Raw genomic sequence first — 17,292 nt, forward strand, 5'->3', positions numbered from 1 at the left:
TGTCTCCCAATTAGATATGGTTTTATTAGAGACCAACAATTTATTAGCCAAATCCATTTGTGTTAGAGACATTTTTTTCCTCTTTTCCTTTATCAAATTATGGAATATCACGACTATCCTCCCTGTACTTGTTATGACATTAAACATAATACTGTGACATTATTTTAGCAATGGAAAGTCCTTACCAATCCTTATGATAAAGGGTCTTATCATGATTATGATATTTAAATCTAACAAAACTTGATTTGATATTCTTTCATTGCAGTTAATAAACATTATGGTAGATATAATCAATCTTATTCGTTCTAAATACTTTCATATCAACATGCAAAAGGATACTTGCTCGACCTTTACGTGTCTATTTCGTATACTTAATTTCAAGTACAAGGAGAAATTAATATGGAACTCGGTCAAAGACTCAAGGAATGTCGAATTGCTTTAAATAAAACTCAGCAACAGATGGCTATGGACTTACATGTCACTAGGCAAACTGTATCCCATTGGGAAAATAACGATACCTATCCCAGTTTGGATATGTTGGTGACGTTAAGTGATTATTTAGGCTTTTCTTTGGACACCACACTAAAGGAAGAGGGAACAGAAATGATTGACAGCATTAATAAGGAGTTAGTAATGGGGAAGAAATACAAGAAATTTGTTTTGCTAATCGGGGGAATAGCAATTGCTTTTTTACTATTTATCAGTATTTTAACTTATGGTAGAGCGACTCAAAATGGGTTAATCGATCGGTTTAATCCATTTTTAAAGGAAACTTATGGATATGCATTACTACCTGAACAGATAGAAACCAAAAAAGCTAAGGTTCCAGAAACAATTGTTCATAAAGATGGCACAAAGACAACTAAAAATATTATTACTGATGTAGCAAAGCCAGTAGATGCCTTTGTTCTAAGCAATATTTTTGGTGAGGGAGAATGGTTAAAATTTCAAGTAGGCATGATTCCAAAAGGACAGAACTATGCCGTCGTATTACACAAAGGATCTTATGTTAAACGGGCCAAATTGATTACTAAAAATGAAGTCCCATCACTATATCGAAATAATATTGGAAACTCAGATCAGTATATGAAGTACGATAAAAATAATATGGGTCCTCGTAATTCATTTAATCCATTTTCCAATACAAGTGGACTATAACAATAAGAGTTAAATTAATTTTATTGATAACATTTAGCCAAAATTAATTTGATCTAAAATGGTTTCACGGCTCGCTTGATCTAAACCTAAATAAGTTAAAGTCATGGCTTCACTAGAATGATTTAATAATTGCATGACTAAGCCAATATTGTAATTTGACTGTGTATAGACACGATAAGCGCCAGTTTTACGCATGGTATGTGTTCCGAGATAGTTGATACCTAATAGATCACCCACCTTAGCCATAACTTTGTAGAATTGTTTCTCGGTAATATGACGCTCTGAGTGCTGAATTGAAGGGAAAAGCCACTCAGAAATCAGATTTTGTTGCTGAAGCCAATCATAGTAAGCCAGTAAATCAGTGTGAACAGGTTTCAGGTAAAGAGTGTTGGCTTTACCTGTTTTTTGATCGTGGATAAATGTATTTTGCTTAATCGTTCCATCTGCGGTGAATACATCAGACTTTTTCAGCTGCATGACATCACTGACCCGCAGTAGGGTTGCTTTACCCAGTTGAAAAATGGTGTAATTACGCCGACCAGCTCGAAAACTATCCAATAGTGTCTCCTGGACACTTGTTAGGACGTTAGAATCTTTGATTGGTAAAACAAGTTGTTGCACCATAACCTAGTCACCTCTTTTTTAAGCATTAGAATCAAACCATTACAGGCGTTATTTTAAGTATAAGCTAAAAAACAGCCCCTAACAAACCAAGTTGATTTGTTAGGGGCTGTTTTATTAGGTTTTTTAAGGGGTTATTTGTTAATTATGGACCCTAAATTAATTTATATCTGAATAAGCTAGATTATGTTAACTAACTCTTCAACCCATCACGATGACCAGCCATATATTCCGTATTTTTTTTATCATATGATCGCAAGGAATCTTGCACCTTTTTACCTAACTGATAAAAGAATATACGTAAAAAATGCTTCCGATTATCGTCATAGATGTGTTTCTCGATGGTACCATCTTTAAATCCTTTTAAATAACTTTTATTATTAAAATTTTTTTCTATAGACACAATTATTTTCCCCAAAAGATTTTGTTTTAATTATACACCTATGTATATGTTATTAACGAAAAACATATATATTTCATAACAAGCATTAGTCCTTATCAAAATTTAGTTTATAAGAATTATACCCATCAATAAATTCACTAATTTCAGAAGCCTTATTAGAAAATAATTTGTTCAAAATATCAATAGCCAACCTTGGATATGTCGCAAAATATCCATGTTGATCATAATCTGTCTGAGCCTTCTGTACACCCATTTCAAAGTCAGTCATACTAGTTTGTTTATTTTTCTCATATTCCCAAGAAGCATAGGCTGACTTGATATCATCATAGTTGCCAGCCTCATAATTTTTTTCACATAATCATGCAAATCTTTAAACATCATTATTCCCCCATTCACTTTTAGAACCCTCATGATAAAAAGCAATATCAGATGGGTTCTTTTTATTATAAGTCTCAACAATAGCTTTTCGAAAGCCTTTTACATAAACCTTATAAATTATAGTGGACTAAAATAACAATAACAAGGTCAATCATTTCGATTAAAACATCTGCCACCACAACAGTTAAGCTCGCCCGTGGTTATTAAATTTATAGACCCCATAGTCGTTGATACCAGAATACTATTCACTATATTTAATTAAGTATATACTTAATTAAACAGTTCAAGGAGGAAAATAAGTGAAAAACATAATACATAGAAGTATTGGTTCTATTGGTGCATTTATTGGTATTGCTGTTTTTTTAGCGTACATACCACAGATATTTGCTAACTTAAGCGGTGACAAAGGCCAACCTTGGCAACCTGCTATAGCAGCTTTTTCTTGTTTATTATGGGTAATTTATGGTTGGACTAATGAACCAAAAAAAGATTACATATTGATTATTCCCAACATAGCTGGAGTTCTATTTGGGACATTAACTTTTATAACATCTTTTTAGAATAACTAAATTAAAAAAGGAAATCTTTATAAAAAATAAGGATTTCTTTTTTAATCCAATAATTTTTAAATACCTTTATTTATGGTTCTGGTGCAAAAATTTTCAGTTTAAATTATAATTAGCCTAAAAATGAGGTATCTGTGGTGGAAAATTATTTTAAAGGTCGACATTTCCAAAAAGACATTATTTTGGTAGCCGTTGGCTACTATTTTAGGTTTTCATTGAGCTACCGTGACATTGTCGAAATCTTACGTGATCGTGGAATTACAGTTCATCATACGACCGTTATGCGCTGGGTTCACCATTATGGTCCGCTATTCAAGTTATTGTGGCGGAAACAGCGATGCTCACATAGTCAGAGTTAGCGAGTTGATGAGACCTATATCAGAATCAAAGGTCGTTGGTGTTATTTCTATCGTGCCATTGATAGTCATGGATTAACGCTAGACTTTGAGTTACGTAAACATCGTGATTATCAGTCAGTTTATCATTTTTTGAAACGCCTATTAACGACCTATGGTCGTCCTAGTTGTTTGGTCACTGATCAGTATGGTGGGACTTTGAAAGCAATTAAGGATGGCTTATTGGCGAAAGGAAATCACCAATGTTCTAAATATCGAAATAATTTAATTGAACAAGATCATCGGTTCATTAAGCGACATCGGGTTCGCTCAGCTGATTTTCAAACCATCCGAACAGCTACCAGAACTTTATCGGGTGTTGAAGTTGTCCATGCAATTCAAAAAGAAACCCGAAGAAATGTTAGTCTCTTCGGGTTTTCAGTAACCACTGAATTGAAATAACTATTGATGGTGTAAACTTCCAATGGTTAAGAAAAACAGTTAATATACTTTTGTTTTAAATTTTGCACCAGAACCAAATAGACATCATATTGTTCGCTTTTCTAGTGGGCTATTTTTCCCAATTAAAATTTTTTCAATTTCTCTGGCAAATTGTTTTCTAGGCACAGGGCGTAAATTGTAGAAGTAACGAATACTTTTAAGTTTAGACAAAATTAATCCAGGATAATATGAGCTTTTTCTATCTTTATCATAAATAACACCGGGATAGATAGTATAAGCACGATCTGGAATAGCACTGTACATATAGGTTTCAACGTCATGTTTAGCATCAAGATATGATTTCATAAAGAAAGGACCAGTGTTTGCAGAGATAAACAAAAATTTGGGTTTAGTCTCTGTTACTAATACATCAATCAGGTGTTTAGCTGGCTCAAAACTACTGTTTTTATAGGTCTGATTTTTAGAGATACTGGGGAACAGAATGCCAACAGCATCGATAACCCAATCAGCATCAGCAACAATGTTACGCCACTGTTCAGGTTTGCTGAGATCAACAGCGTGATAGGTTGTGGGGTCATTGTTATTAGATTGGTGTGAATGTCTTGATAAACTATGAACCTCAAATTTATCTGGAGAAAGCTGTTTTATAATGCCTTGACCTACAAAACCTGTGCCGCCAGCAATAATCACTTTTTGTTTTTTTGTCTCAGTCATAGTACTATCCTCCATTTTTTTAATATTAAAACAATCATCGTTAATTCTAATCTAATTATATCAATGTTAGGATTAAAACACGATTGATATACGTTATGTGTTTCTGAAATAACCGTTAAACAACTGCTATTGAGACCGTATAAAGAATAAATTTTAAGAAAATACATAATGTTCGTGTTCAATCGTGCTACAATTAGCAAGTCGAAAGACAAATAAAACAGGGGTAGATATTTGTGCGTTAAGTGTGAAGGAGACGGAATGTGAGCCTTCAACGAAATGTCATTGACATGCGATGCAAATATCACATTCACCAATAAATATATTATTTGCGGTGAACACTCCACTCGGAGGTTCAGAACAATGGAAGTTCAGAAAGATTCAAGATTATGGCGTATTCCAAAGTTGGATACACGTCAGTTTGTTGTTTTAGCATTCTTGATGGCATTGTATTTAGCAATTAGTAAGCTAACTGTTGGGACAAACGTGTTAAAAATTAGTTTTGTTTTTATTGTTATGTCACTAATTGCCAAATGGTATGGTCCAATATGGACTGTGTTTACTGCAATTGTCTTAGATATTGTTAACAGTACAATAGTTAATCCAAGTGGGCCGTTTTTTATCGGTTTTACATTTTCGGCTATTGTTACTGCTTTGATTTACGCGATTGGATACTATCATCAATCGCACTTGAGTTGGTTTAGGGTTATTATTACGCAAGGTTTAGTTGTTCTGATTGTGAATATCGTTTTAAATACCATTTGGCTATTTATTATGTACTCCCACGTCCACACTGTTGATACATTTGTCACGTTACTTGGACCAAGGTTTTTAAAATCAGCAATTCTTTATCCTATTGAAGTCATCATTGTTTATGCGTTTTTAAATAATAATGCTGTAAAACAAGCAACACAAAAGATATTTATGTCATAAAATTGGAAACGGCTGACGCCGTTTTTTTATTGTTATCAAAAAAATAGAATGGTAGAATTAAACAAATAATATGAAAAGTATGGGGGAGTTGCATGACAGCATGGCAAGCACTAGGGGATTTTTTCAAAAAATATGCCGTTTTTCAAGGCACTAGTTCACGCAGTGCTTTCAATTGGATTACATGGTTTTGGAGCATCGTGTATTTCATATTAGCTGCTACAATCATTGTAATTGCACTTTTAGGTGCTAATTTTGGTAGCAAAAGTGCTGAACCAATGAACATGTCCTCTGTCTTAGGCACACTTTCTGTTGTGATTGTTGTCTCGTTTTTATTAGCTATCATCATGATAGTGCCAAATATGGCTCTTTATGCACGCCGACTTCATGATGCAGGCTTTTCTGGATGGTGGCAAGCCATTCCAGTCCTTATTGCTGTGGTTGCTTTGATCATTGAGGTTATTTTTCATCCAACAGGGATTTTTTTGCTTACTCTACAAATTGGGCCAATGATTGTGAGTTTGTTTTTTAGAATTTGGTTATCATTGGTTGATAATAAAATAAAAAAATTAATTTAAAAAGCTTGGTATTTATATACCAAGCTTTTTAATCACCTCGAACATCACCATGCACTAAATGTTTAAAAATGTGTTTATCTGCCCAAGCAATATTTTTACCTTGAAAGAAAAACGACACGATAGTGCCAATGCCTAGGGCAACAAACTGATGACTGAATATAAAAGCGACTAAGGAAATTAAAATAGCAACGATGAAGTTACTCATTTGTGCTTTAGAAGCGTTACCGTGAAAATAATCAAATCGGAGGATATTAGTTAAGTCATCTAGAGGATGTAGTACCCAATTCACGCGCTGATAAATAGAAATAGCGACACCAATATTCCAAATGGCAAAAAAGTCGATTGGTAATCTTATCCACCAAGGCAACTGGTGAATGCCGAAACTAATAAAAAATGCCGAAAATAGGCTTACTAGGAAACTAAACGATAAGCCAAAAATAATGTTTCCTGTTAGTCTAGCCCAATTAAAATTCATAGCTAACACCATATTTAAAAAAGCAATAATCGTGGCAAATGCTGCGAGAAAAATACCAATTTGCCAGCCAGTTAAGTTAGCTAAATTTGCAGCACCAGCGGTCCATGGTGCTGAGCCCATACTTGAAGCAACACTCAAACCATTACCAAAAGAATTAATAATAAGAGAAATAATAAAAAAACTGATTTTTTGTTTTAATCCCAGTTGATAAAATTGACCATCGATGTAGTACATATATGTCTCCTGTAAATACAATAGTTTTATTTTATACCAAAGGCAACAAGCAAGTGTGAAATTATTTCAGAATTATGTTTAATATAATGTTTATTTTTTCACAAAATGTAGTATATTACTAAGTGTAAATATTAAAACACAGGGAAGATACATGAGCATGACAAAAGTAGCATTAGTAACAGGCGCTGGACAAGGCATAGGAAAGGCAATTGCAGAACGATTGGCACATGATGGTTTTAAGTTGGCACTGGTTGGTCGTCATTTAGATAAAGTGCAAAAAGTAGCAAACGAAATTAATCAACAAGGCGGCGAAGCTATTGCGATTAAAGCTGATGTCGCAAAGCGTGATGAAGTTTTTGCGGCTGTTAAGGAAACAAAAGCCAAGTTTGGTGATTTCTCCGTCATCGTTAACAATGCTGGTGTAGCACCAACAACCCCTATCATGGCGGTTACTGAAGACGATATGAACTGGACATGGGGAATTAACGTCAACGGTGTTGTTTGGGGAACACAAGCTGCTACCGAAGCTTTTAAAGCATTAGGACATGGCGGTAAAATTATTAATGCCACATCACAAGCAGGGGTTGAAGGTAATCCTAATTTGACAGTTTACGGGTCAACCAAATTTGCTATTCGTGGTATTACGCAAACAACAGCTAAAGAATTGGCAGAGTTTGGTATTACCGTTAATGCTTTTGCACCGGGTATTGTCAAAACGCCTATGATGTGGGATATAGCTCATGAAGTTGGTCAGAATGCTGGTAAAGACGACGAATGGGGCATGGCACAATTTTCTAATGGCATAGCTCTTGGTCATCTCAGTGAAGCTGAAGATGTGGCTAATGTGGTTGGATTCCTAGCAGGAGATGATTCAAACTATATTACTGGTCAGACGATTATTGTTGATGGTGGTATGGTATTTCATTAATAATATGATAAGAAAGTGGACAAAATATTTTTGTCCATTTTCTTATCATATTGATTTAAATAAACATGTATGTTGTATGGTAAACAGTGCTAAGAAAGAAATTATTTATTCTTTTAACTAGCATATTATGAAAAAATCTACCTTTTAATGGGCGGTTTTTTTTAACCTTTTCTTGCAACAAAAGGGGATGTTTCTTTTGTATTGTTTAATAATACACAATAAGTATTTTATTTTAAAAACGCTTACAAAATCCTTTATATAAGCTTTTTAAGATAAATTAATAAAAAACTTGCTTTTTACAAAGGGGTGTTATATACTTATATTGTTAATAAATGAGCAAACGATAAAAGGAGTATTCACTATGGTAGAAGTAACAACAAAAAAGCCTGCTAAAAAGGTTTTAACACCTGAAGAAAAAGCAGAATTACAAACACAAGCAGAGCAAATGACAGCTAAATTAGTTGAAAAATCTCAAAAAGCGTTAGCTGAATTTTCTACATTTTCACAAGAGAAGGTCGATAAAATTGTTGCAGCAATGGCATTAGCTGGATCAGAAAATTCATTGTTATTGGCTCACGAAGCACACGACGAAACTGGTCGAGGTGTTGTGGAAGATAAAGATACTAAAAATCGTTTTGCATCGGAATCAGTATATAATGCTATCAAGTTTGATAAAACAGTTGGTGTTATTAATGAAGATAAAATTCAAGGAAAGGTCGAATTAGCTGCACCGCTTGGTGTCTTGGCTGGTATTGTACCAACTACTAATCCAACATCAACTACCATTTTTAAATCAATGCTGACTGCTAAAACACGTAATACAATCATTTTTGCTTTCCACCCTCAAGCGCAAAAATCATCATCACACGCTGCGCAAATTGTTTATGAGGCAGCTGTCAAAGCTGGAGCACCAGAAAACTTTATTCAATGGATTGAAAAACCATCAATTTATGGTACGAGTGCCTTAATTCAGAATCCGGGAATTGCATCGATATTGGCTACTGGTGGACCAGCAATGGTTAATGCAGCTTTGAAATCTGGAAATCCTTCAATGGGAGTTGGAGCTGGAAACGGTGCTGTTTATTTAGATGCTACTGTTGATACAGATAGAGCGGTATCTGATTTACTATTATCAAAACGTTTTGATAATGGTATGATTTGTGCAACTGAAAACTCAGCAGTTATTCAAGCACCAATTTATGATGAAGTGCTTCAAAAGTTACAAGATCAAGGCGCTTACCTTGTACCAAAGAAAGACTATAAGAAAATTGCAGATTATGTTTTCAAGCCAAATGCTGAAGGGTTTGGTGTTGCTGGACCTGTGGCAGGTATGTCAGGACGTTGGATTGCAGAACAAGCAGGAGTGAAAGTTCCTGAAGGTAAGGATGTTTTGTTGTTTGAATTGGATCAAAAGAACATTGGTGAAGCATTATCATCAGAAAAGTTATCACCATTGCTATCAATCTATAAAGTAAACACACGCCAAGAAGCCATTGATACCGTACAAGGTTTATTGAACTACCAAGGTGCAGGACACAATGCAGCAATTCAAATTGGTTCACAAGATGATCCATTTATTAAAGAATATGCTGATGCGATTGGTGCATCACGTATCTTAGTTAATCAGCCAGATTCAATTGGTGGCGTTGGAGATATCTATACAGATGCTATGCGCCCATCATTGACGCTTGGTACCGGATCATGGGGGAAGAATTCATTGTCTCATAACTTATCAACATATGACCTACTCAATATTAAGACAGTTGCTCGTCGTCGTAATCGTCCACAATGGGTTCGTTTACCAAAAGAAGTTTATTATGAAGCAAATGCAATCACATATTTGCAAGATTTACCATCAGTTAAGCGCGCGTTTATTGTTGCTGACCCTGGTATGGTGGAATTCGGATTTGTTGGTAAGGTCTTGAGTCAACTTGAGCTTCGTCAGGAACAAGTCGAAACGAACATTTATGGTTCAGTTAAGCCAGATCCAACGTTGTCACAAGCTGTTGACATTGCCCGTCAAATGGCTGACTTTAAGCCTGATACAGTGATTTTACTTGGTGGTGGTTCAGCGTTAGATGCCGGAAAAATTGGTCGCTTCTTGTATGAATACTCAACACGTCATGAGGGTATTTTGTCAGATGAAGTGGGTATCAAAGAATTATTTATGGAATTGCAACAGAAGTTCATGGATATTCGTAAGCGTATCGTTAAGTTCTATCATGCGCGTTTGACACAAATGGTTGCTATTCCAACAACTTCAGGAACTGGTTCAGAAGTAACACCGTTTGCTGTTATCACAGATGACCACACTCATGTGAAGTACCCATTGGCTGATTATGAACTAACGCCTGAAGTGGCTATTGTCGATCCTGAATTTGTCATGACAGTACCAAAGCGTACAGTAGCCTTTTCTGGGTTAGATGCTTTGTCACATGCCTTTGAATCATATGTATCAGTCATGGCTTCAGAGTTCACACGACCATGGGCATTGCAAGCAATTAAATTGATTTTTGAAAACCTCACAACATCTTACAAATATGATCCAAAGCAGCCAACCAAAGAAGGACAGAACGCACGTACAAAAATGCATTACGCTTCAACTTTGGCAGGTATGTCATTTGCCAATGCTTTCTTAGGCATTAATCACTCACTTGCACACAAAACTGGTGGTGAGTTCGGATTGCCACACGGTTTGGCCATTGCGATTGCAATGCCACATGTGATTAAGTTTAATGCTGTAACAGGTAACGTTAAGCGTACACCATACCCACGTTACGAAACTTACACAGCACAAAAGGACTATGCGGACATTGCGCGTTACTTAGGTTTGCAAGGGACAACAGATGCAGAATTAGTTGATTCGTTAATCGCAGCCATTAAAGAATTAGCAAAGTCAGTAGAAGTTGACCAAACACTGTCAGGTAATGGTGTTAAGAAAGCGGATCTTGAAAAAAATATTGATAAGTTGACTGACCTTGTATATAATGACCAATGCACGCCTGGTAACCCACGCCAACCAAGTTTGGCTGAAATCAAGCAATTATTGATGGAGCAACTTTAAACGATTATCTGTTACCAATCGAAAACTTTTCAGAAAGCAAAAGAAATTTTGCTTTTTTGTTTGCATTCTTTTTAATCCGTGTATATAATGTATCCATAGATAAAACAAGTATACGAAAAGAGGCTTAACAAGATGAAATTCTGGAAAAGTGCAGAATGGCAGCGTATTAGTAAACTACGCGGTCTAAAGCTCCTACTAGTTGGAATTGCTATTATACCCAGTGTTTATGCTGTCATTTTTCTGTCATCACTATGGGATACTTACGGTAAGCTTGATAATTTACCAGTGGCCATTGTGAATAATGATCAGAGTGCTAGCATTAATGGTAAAACAGAGAATCTCGGTCAAGATTTGACTGATAAACTGTTGAAGGAAAAACCTTTAAAACTTTCAGAAGTATCTGAAGACAAGGCTAATGAAGGTTTAAAATCTGGCAAATACTACATGACAATTACTATTCCCGAGAATTTTACGGCTAACTCGGGGACATTACTTGACAGACATCCTAAACAATCTAAAATTATGATTGCACAAAATGCGGGACAAAGCTTTATTGCTGAAAAAATGACAAGTTCGGCTGCCACAAAAATTCAAAGTAATGTTAATCGTTCACTACAGAAAGTCTATAATCAAACTATTTTATCGGCTGCGAATACTTCAAAAAAAGGATTTCAGTCTGGATCAGATGGTGCTAATCAACTAAATAAAGGATTAGGACAGTTAGCAGATGGTAATAAACAGCTTAATATAGGTGCGCAATCGCTCACAAATGGTTCGTCAACATTGGCGGGAGGTATTGCGCAATACACAAATGGTGTTACGCAAGCAAACAGTGGTTCTAATCAACTTGTTAGTGGTGCTAGTTCAGCTGCGAAGGGTGCTAATCAATTAGCCTCAGGAACATCACAATTAGCACAAAACACACCAAAACTAGTAGCTGGAAGTCAGCAACTAGCAACTGGTGCTGAAGAATTAGCTAAAAAGTTGCAAGAAGTGAGTGATAGCATCACGACAGGACAGACAAATGGGGCAGTACAAATCAAGCAATTGGAATCTGGTTTAGCAAGCTTAAGCCAACAGGTTAACAATATCCAATTGCCGGAAAATTCAATTGATAGTAATGCGATGACACAGTCTGGAACGGCGTTACAAGACGGATTAACAGGCGCTGGCGTTGATGCGAAAAAAATAGCTTCATTCATGGAAGATCCTAGTTTTCAGGATTTCCTAACAACTCACAAAGATTTTGCGCAACAATTTGGTATTACAGCGCAAAGCCTACAAAGCAATCTTGCAAAAAGTGGGCAAGCTGCAGAATCATTGCAGACTAATTTAAATCAGTTACAAGCGTTACTACCACAGTTAGCTGCATTCAAAAAACAATTACCACAGCTTCAAGCTGGGTTGTCAGCAGCTCAATCAGGTAATAAGCAAGCTATTGATAGTTTGAATGGTAGTTTAACACAAGTAAGTCAAGTACTTTCACAACAATTTGTGCCGGCAGCAAATCAATTAGCCAATGGTGCAGCGCAACTAAATGTTGGTCAACAACAAGTCGCTTCAGCATCATCACAATTAAATAGTGGTGCGAGTCAGTTGGCTAACGGAAATGCACAACTGGTCAATGGTGCTAATCAATTAAATGGTGGCTTAGGCCAATTAGCAGAAAAAAATAGCCAATTGAATAATGGTGTTGGACAGCTCAATCAAGGTGCACAGAAGTTAGCGGATGGGACTCAACAAGCATCTGTTGGACTATCACAAGCACAGACAGGGACAGAAACGTTAGCACAGAAATTGGCTGATGGTGCTATTCAACTAGATAAGGTTCATAACAATAAAGCCAATATTACGGCATTAACGCAACCAGTCAAGAGCCAACAATCTAATTTATCAGATGTTGACAATAATGGGACAGGAATGACCCCCTATATGATGTCAGTCGGATTATTTGTTGGTATGATAACGTTTAGTGCCATTTATGATTTCATTACTGTGGCTAAGAAGCCCAAAAATGGGTTTGCTTGGTGGGCACAAAAGCAAGCAGTTAACGCTCCTGTTTGGATTGCCCAAGCAATTATTATTACATCATTATTACTACTAGTAGATGGTTTACAGCCCAAAAACACAGCGTTATTATATCTTGTCGCCCTTGTTGTAGCGTTTGCTTTCAATCAACTTGTATTATTGTTTAGTATCATGTTTGGTAAATTGGGATCAGGGTTAATGATTATTGTATTGGTCTTACAATTGAGTGCAAGTGCCGGATCATACCCAATCGAGCTTTCAAATGGTTTCTTCCAAGCTATTCATCCTTGGGTACCCATGACCTACTCTGTACATGCATTCCGAGAAGTTATTTCTATTGGTGGCAGTGTTGCAGTTGACTTGACAATTTTGTTAGCTGTCGGTATTGTATCAATGGTACTAACGTGGGCCACATATCAGTGGAAGCTAAAGCATAATTTGTTGATTTGGCATGACAATAGTCAAGTAGTACCTGAATAGATTAAGCTACTTTGTGGATCACATGTTATACCTCAAAGTATTGGAGAAATTTATGAAAATGTCAAAAGCAGTTGAGCAAAGCTTAGTTGTACTAGTCATGTTGGCACTTCAAAAAGATCAGTTACCCATTAAAAGTTATTTATTGAGTAACTGTTTGGAAGTATCAGAATCGTATTTTAAAAAGACTATGCGTAAATTAGTTGTTGCTGGAATAGTTAAAGCTATTGCGAGTAAAGAAGGAGGTTTTCAGTTAGCACGACCAATTGAAAGCATTACTTTATTAGATGTTTATGAAGCTATTGAAGGAGATAGTAGTTTTATAAATTCAACACAACTTGCAGATCGTATTTTCTTGAGTCAAGAGTCTGATAAAAAAGTTGAGGATGTTCAGGAAGCATTAAAAACAGCTACAAATGATGTTTTATCAGCTTTTAATGATGCGGAGCAAGAATTTAAAAATAGTTTGCGAAAATATACTATTGCACAAGTATTAGATGGCATTCAAAAAGATTCGTTTGAAAAAATAGATTGGCGCCAATAAAAAAGCACGCATATGATTACGTGCTTTTTTATTTTTTCTAAACTAATTGTGTTAGATTAAAAAAGAAGGTTATCATGCAAGAGGAAGAATCAATTTACGATGAACTTTGTTTATCAATATATAACACTAACCGTTACTTTCACCGCTTATATGCTTTTGTACTAGACAGATATGATTTATCTTATTTGCAGTATATGAGTTTGTTAGTCATTCATCAACGTGGTGGTGTTAAACTAATGGACATTGGTGACAAACTAGGATTATCCAGTAACACGTTAACACCAGTAATTGATAAATTGGTTCAAAAAAATTGGCTTAAAAAAGAGCAAAGTGCTGTTGATAAGCGAATTAATCTTTTAAAGATTAAAGATAGCCAATCAAAGCTATTAAATCGTATTCTTGTAGAAATTGAATCTTTGCGTAACGACTTAATTGATCGCAGTGGTGTATCAGTAGAAGAAACCTTGCAATCAAATCAGCACTTAAATCATGTTTTACAATTAATGATTCAAGATCATATCGAATCATCTTCACAAAAGGAGTGAGATACATCAAATGGAAGTCATTGCGATTCCAGAACCATGTCCTCAGAAAGATGAGGTGCTTGTTGAAAACATGGTTACCAGTATTAACCCCATTGATTATAAGGCGCGTCATAGTGATGCGTATTAAACAGGAAAAGGAAGAATAAATGTTTGCAAACATTATAACGAGTTTAGTTGCTGTTGAAGCAATTATTATTATGGCTGTTGAAATGTTCGGATCAACCGCACAATAAGCTAAAGCTTTTGATTTCAAAAAGAATGTTGTTCAGATACCTGAGGTTAAGGTATTATTGGCTAATCAAGGTGTTTATAATGGCTTGTTTGGATTACTTATTTTAATCACAATGTTGCTATTGTCTGTACCGCAACAAACCTTGATGCTTCAGTTAGAAATGTTGTTTATTATCATAGTTGCCGTATATGGTAGTTTAACAGCATCACGTAAAATTATAGTCATTCAAGGATTACCAGCAATTATTGCGCTTATTGCGTTGTACCTCAAGTAAAAAACCGACCTTTGTTTGTAGGTCGGTTTTTTTACATCATAATAGTTTTTTTGATTAACAGGTCTTTCATCCAACCCGGTATTTCTTCGTTTGTTTGCCTTTTTCTCTGGGAAAATAGAAACGCATATCAATTAGTGATGTTATTAACAAATATTGAGTATATTTATTAGCTTATTTGAGAGAACCATCGAATAGTATGTTAAAATTTAGATGTTAATGTTACACAGTATACAAAGAAAGTGAACAATGATTTCAATAACTTTTGGTGTCATGACTTTATCAGCCATTGGCATCGGACTGAATTTGGTACTTTTGCCTATTTTAAAATATACAACTAAATACAATGCTGTTGAAAGTTTTGTTGTGGCAATTTTAATTTTTTGTCCGTTACTGTATAATCTGCTGTCTATTGGGAAATTAACATTAAATGGTTTATACCTCTATAGTTTATTAGCAATCATAATTTACACCTATGTTAGTAAGAAAATTGGCTCAGCATTTTTGGAAGAAGTGACCACTGAAATGGGTAATCAAAATTTTCTCCTTTTTGTCACTAGTCAATTGCAAGAGTATTTACAGCGAGATGGCAAACATTTTTTTTGCTATTAATATTGAAAAAGACAAACGGTTCTCAAGTCGACTTTTATTTTTTTAAAGACTATGCAAAATGATGCCAATCGCTTGGTATTAGAAATTACAGAGAGATTATGAAGATATAACTTATCAAGACATTGTACATTTTATCAACTTTGCTAAACGTTTAGGGTATAAGGTTTTTCTCGACGATATAGATAACAAGCTCAACAATAACCTATCATTGTGTGCACTTAATATTGTTGATGGGATAAAATTATCACGTAGCTTCACTCAAAATTTCAATGACAAATGTTCAGCAATGGTAGGTTTGAAATCAAAATTATCTAACTGTGTTTGGGCAATGAAAGGTATAGAAAATCACAAGCAGTATGAACAAGCTTGCTCAATCGGAATAACGTATCAGCAAGGTTTTTTCTTTAAAGGGATGTAAGAATAGGTTATTGGCAAGTACCATGAAAAATTCATTAAAATCAGTTAGCAACAAAAATAAACAAAACATTGTTTTAGCGTTATCAACTATTATTCTCGGGTTGATAATTGGATTGAGTTCATTACTATTATCTTTATTTTTAGAAATGGTTGAGACAGTATTCCTGCATTATCAAGAAACAGCTCACGTCCCTGCACCAATAAACAGCTTACCGATAATCAGACTAACTTCAGTTATCTGCGGTGGTATTCTGGCGGCAATTATTTGGTGGTTCTTGCGTAATAAAACTAGACCAACAGTTAGCATAAAAAAAGCGCTAAATGGGGAAGAAATGCCTTTTTGGCAAACGGTTATTCACGTTGTGACACAGATTTTTTACGTGGGAACAGGCGGATCGATTGGTCGTGAATTGGCGCCACGAGAAGCAGGTGTTTTGTTAGCTCAAAAATGGGAAAAACTGATGGATCGATTCCATTTGACGGAGTTGTCTTCTGAGGATAAAAGATTGCTAATGACAGCAGCAGCAGGTGCTGGTTTTGCGGGGATTTACATTTCGCCAATTACGGGTATGTTTTTTTCAGTTGAGGTTTTATTGAAAAAATTAAGCTTACGGAATGTCTGCGTGAGTTTAACTATGTCTACGATTGCCATGTTAATTGGTTCATTAGTTAAGGGGTTTAAGCCTTATTATCTACTGAATGATTTTAAGTTTTCAATGACTAGTATTGTCTTTGTTATTATCTTAGCCCCTTTGGCGGGATTATCTGGTGGATTGTTCAGAAAATGCTTTCAATGGGCAGAAAAAAGCCACGCTACACAGGCTAATATTTTATGGCAGTTACCTGGAGCAGCTGTTTTAACAGGAATAATAGCCTATTTTTTTCCGGAAATTATGGGCAATGGACGTTCTTTGGCACAACTTGCTATGAATAGTAGTCATTTGAATATGTTAGGTATTCTGGTCATTGGAGCGGTATTAAAAGCACTGGTGACGGTAGCTACAATTCGCGCAGGGGCATCCGGTGGTACACTAACGCCATCTATTGCGTTAGGAGCTGCATTAGGAGTAATAGTAGCGATGGTAATGACATGTGTCATGCCAGGAGCAATATCTACAGGTCAGGGGGCGATATTGGGCGCTGCTGCATTATTGGCAGCGTCACAACAGGCACCGTTTATGGCAATGTTTATGTTAATTGAAATTACACATCTAGATAGTTCAGCAATTTTGCCATTGGCACTTGGAATTATGATTTCAAGTGTTGTGTCAAAACGATTTTTGACAAAACAATGATGTTGTCATAGCGCAACTGAATAAACAC

18 protein-coding genes, 2 pseudogenes and 1 riboswitch are annotated in these 17,292 nt (G+C 35.6%); of the genes and pseudogenes, 14 read left to right on the forward strand and 6 right to left on the reverse strand.

Going from position 1 to position 17,292, the window contains the following annotated elements; genetic code table 11:
• Positions 1-111 (reverse strand): helix-turn-helix domain-containing protein (locus tag K5Q12_RS07200; protein WP_220742643.1); only part of this gene is annotated, 111 nt, incomplete at its 3' end.
• A 288-nt stretch (positions 112-399) separates the two neighbouring features.
• Here K5Q12_RS07200 and K5Q12_RS04670 point away from each other — a divergent pair.
• Positions 400-1,158: a helix-turn-helix domain-containing protein gene (locus tag K5Q12_RS04670; RefSeq protein ID WP_220742559.1), complete on the forward strand. Its 759-nt coding sequence runs from the start codon at positions 400-402 to the stop codon at positions 1,156-1,158.
• A gap of 33 nt (positions 1,159-1,191) precedes the next feature.
• Here the strand turns inward: K5Q12_RS04670 and K5Q12_RS04675 are convergent, their stop codons facing one another.
• From K5Q12_RS04675 to K5Q12_RS07250, 3 genes are all read right to left on the reverse strand, one after another.
• Positions 1,192-1,782 carry a site-specific integrase gene (locus K5Q12_RS04675; protein ID WP_220742560.1) on the reverse strand — a complete coding sequence of 197 codons (591 nt, stop codon included), beginning with the start codon at positions 1,780-1,782 and terminating at the stop codon, positions 1,192-1,194.
• Positions 1,783-1,972: 190 nt separating this feature from the next.
• Entirely contained in the window at positions 1,973-2,182 is a 210-nt protein-coding gene (locus K5Q12_RS04680) for a hypothetical protein (RefSeq protein WP_220742561.1), read from the reverse strand.
• 85 nt (positions 2,183-2,267) lie between these two features.
• Positions 2,268-2,450 carry a hypothetical protein gene (locus K5Q12_RS07250; RefSeq protein WP_246570496.1) on the reverse strand — a complete coding sequence of 61 codons (183 nt, stop codon included), beginning with the start codon at positions 2,448-2,450 and terminating at the stop codon, positions 2,268-2,270.
• Positions 2,451-2,859: 409 nt separating this feature from the next.
• Between K5Q12_RS07250 and K5Q12_RS04690 the strand changes: the two genes are divergently transcribed.
• On the forward strand, positions 2,860-3,120 hold the full coding sequence (locus tag K5Q12_RS04690; protein ID WP_220742562.1) for a SemiSWEET family transporter: 261 nt from the start codon (positions 2,860-2,862) through the stop codon (positions 3,118-3,120).
• A gap of 140 nt (positions 3,121-3,260) precedes the next feature.
• A pseudogene (locus K5Q12_RS04695) lies at positions 3,261-3,923 on the forward strand (IS6 family transposase).
• 84 nt (positions 3,924-4,007) lie between these two features.
• Here the strand turns inward: K5Q12_RS04695 and K5Q12_RS04700 are convergent.
• Positions 4,008-4,637 (reverse strand): NAD-dependent epimerase/dehydratase family protein, encoded by a 630-nt coding sequence (locus K5Q12_RS04700; RefSeq protein ID WP_220742563.1) that lies wholly within the window; start codon positions 4,635-4,637, stop codon positions 4,008-4,010.
• A gap of 217 nt (positions 4,638-4,854) precedes the next feature.
• A riboswitch (THF riboswitch) is annotated at positions 4,855-4,952 on the forward strand.
• 45 nt (positions 4,953-4,997) lie between these two features.
• Between K5Q12_RS04700 and K5Q12_RS04705 the strand changes: the two genes are divergently transcribed.
• Both K5Q12_RS04705 and K5Q12_RS04710 read left to right on the forward strand, forming a co-directional pair.
• Positions 4,998-5,567: a folate family ECF transporter S component gene (locus K5Q12_RS04705; RefSeq protein ID WP_220742564.1), complete on the forward strand. Its 570-nt coding sequence runs from the start codon at positions 4,998-5,000 to the stop codon at positions 5,565-5,567.
• A gap of 92 nt (positions 5,568-5,659) precedes the next feature.
• Positions 5,660-6,142, forward strand: a complete 483-nt coding sequence (locus K5Q12_RS04710) for a DUF805 domain-containing protein (RefSeq protein ID WP_220742565.1) — start codon at positions 5,660-5,662, stop codon at positions 6,140-6,142.
• 28 nt (positions 6,143-6,170) lie between these two features.
• Here the strand turns inward: K5Q12_RS04710 and K5Q12_RS04715 are convergent, their stop codons facing one another.
• Positions 6,171-6,851 (reverse strand): DUF6198 family protein, encoded by a 681-nt coding sequence (locus K5Q12_RS04715; protein WP_220742566.1) that lies wholly within the window; start codon positions 6,849-6,851, stop codon positions 6,171-6,173.
• 157 nt (positions 6,852-7,008) lie between these two features.
• Between K5Q12_RS04715 and K5Q12_RS04720 the strand changes: the two genes are divergently transcribed.
• The 9 genes and pseudogenes from K5Q12_RS04720 to K5Q12_RS04765 all read left to right on the forward strand — a co-directional run bounded on the left by K5Q12_RS04720 (position 7,009) and on the right by K5Q12_RS04765 (position 17,264).
• Positions 7,009-7,779, forward strand: coding sequence for a (S)-acetoin forming diacetyl reductase (locus tag K5Q12_RS04720; protein WP_220742567.1), 771 nt, complete (start codon positions 7,009-7,011; stop codon positions 7,777-7,779).
• Between the two features lie 361 nt (positions 7,780-8,140).
• The gene (gene adhE / locus K5Q12_RS04725; protein ID WP_220742568.1) at positions 8,141-10,843 is read left to right on the forward strand and encodes a bifunctional acetaldehyde-CoA/alcohol dehydrogenase; all 2,703 of its coding nucleotides are present in this window, start codon (positions 8,141-8,143) and stop codon (positions 10,841-10,843) included.
• 132 nt (positions 10,844-10,975) lie between these two features.
• On the forward strand, positions 10,976-13,351 hold the full coding sequence (locus K5Q12_RS04730) for a YhgE/Pip family protein (RefSeq protein ID WP_220742569.1): 2,376 nt from the start codon (positions 10,976-10,978) through the stop codon (positions 13,349-13,351).
• A 52-nt stretch (positions 13,352-13,403) separates the two neighbouring features.
• Positions 13,404-13,892, forward strand: coding sequence for an RrF2 family transcriptional regulator (locus K5Q12_RS04735; RefSeq protein WP_220742570.1), 489 nt, complete (start codon positions 13,404-13,406; stop codon positions 13,890-13,892).
• Positions 13,893-13,966: 74 nt separating this feature from the next.
• On the forward strand, positions 13,967-14,437 hold the full coding sequence (locus K5Q12_RS04740) for a MarR family winged helix-turn-helix transcriptional regulator (RefSeq protein ID WP_220742571.1): 471 nt from the start codon (positions 13,967-13,969) through the stop codon (positions 14,435-14,437).
• Between the two features lie 146 nt (positions 14,438-14,583).
• Positions 14,584-14,943 (forward strand): annotated as a pseudogene (locus K5Q12_RS04750) (DUF1304 domain-containing protein).
• A gap of 246 nt (positions 14,944-15,189) precedes the next feature.
• A complete protein-coding gene (locus K5Q12_RS04755; protein WP_220742572.1) occupies positions 15,190-15,552 on the forward strand; it encodes a hypothetical protein in 363 nt (120 codons plus the stop codon).
• A gap of 133 nt (positions 15,553-15,685) precedes the next feature.
• On the forward strand, positions 15,686-15,970 hold the full coding sequence (locus tag K5Q12_RS07255) for an EAL domain-containing protein (protein WP_373306135.1): 285 nt from the start codon (positions 15,686-15,688) through the stop codon (positions 15,968-15,970).
• A 22-nt stretch (positions 15,971-15,992) separates the two neighbouring features.
• Positions 15,993-17,264, forward strand: a complete 1,272-nt coding sequence (locus K5Q12_RS04765; RefSeq protein WP_220742573.1) for a chloride channel protein — start codon at positions 15,993-15,995, stop codon at positions 17,262-17,264.
• Positions 17,265-17,292 lie beyond the last annotated feature (28 nt).

The sequence above is a fragment of the Leuconostoc palmae genome (genome assembly GCF_019656075.1).
GTDB classification, from domain to species: Bacteria; Bacillota; Bacilli; order Lactobacillales; family Lactobacillaceae; genus Leuconostoc; species Leuconostoc palmae.

Bases quoted from the DNA above. Each gene is read 5' to 3' on its own strand.
- K5Q12_RS04670 (WP_220742559.1), top strand. From the start codon at position 400: ATGGAACTCGGTCAAAGACTCAAGGAATGTCGAATTGCTTTAAATAAA.
- K5Q12_RS04675 (WP_220742560.1), bottom strand. From the start codon at position 1,782: ATGGTGCAACAACTTGTTTTACCAATCAAAGATTCTAACGTCCTAACA.
- K5Q12_RS07250 (WP_246570496.1), bottom strand. From the start codon at position 2,450: ATGACTGACTTTGAAATGGGTGTACAGAAGGCTCAGACAGATTATGAT.
- K5Q12_RS04700 (WP_220742563.1), bottom strand. From the start codon at position 4,637: ATGACTGAGACAAAAAAACAAAAAGTGATTATTGCTGGCGGCACAGGT.
- K5Q12_RS04705 (WP_220742564.1), top strand. From the start codon at position 4,998: ATGGAAGTTCAGAAAGATTCAAGATTATGGCGTATTCCAAAGTTGGAT.
- K5Q12_RS04710 (WP_220742565.1), top strand. From the start codon at position 5,660: ATGACAGCATGGCAAGCACTAGGGGATTTTTTCAAAAAATATGCCGTT.
- K5Q12_RS04715 (WP_220742566.1), bottom strand. From the start codon at position 6,851: ATGTACTACATCGATGGTCAATTTTATCAACTGGGATTAAAACAAAAA.
- K5Q12_RS04720 (WP_220742567.1), top strand. From the start codon at position 7,009: ATGACAAAAGTAGCATTAGTAACAGGCGCTGGACAAGGCATAGGAAAG.
- adhE (WP_220742568.1), top strand. From the start codon at position 8,141: ATGGTAGAAGTAACAACAAAAAAGCCTGCTAAAAAGGTTTTAACACCT.
- K5Q12_RS04730 (WP_220742569.1), top strand. From the start codon at position 10,976: ATGAAATTCTGGAAAAGTGCAGAATGGCAGCGTATTAGTAAACTACGC.
- K5Q12_RS04735 (WP_220742570.1), top strand. From the start codon at position 13,404: ATGAAAATGTCAAAAGCAGTTGAGCAAAGCTTAGTTGTACTAGTCATG.
- K5Q12_RS04740 (WP_220742571.1), top strand. From the start codon at position 13,967: ATGCAAGAGGAAGAATCAATTTACGATGAACTTTGTTTATCAATATAT.
- K5Q12_RS04755 (WP_220742572.1), top strand. From the start codon at position 15,190: ATGATTTCAATAACTTTTGGTGTCATGACTTTATCAGCCATTGGCATC.
- K5Q12_RS04765 (WP_220742573.1), top strand. From the start codon at position 15,993: ATGAAAAATTCATTAAAATCAGTTAGCAACAAAAATAAACAAAACATT.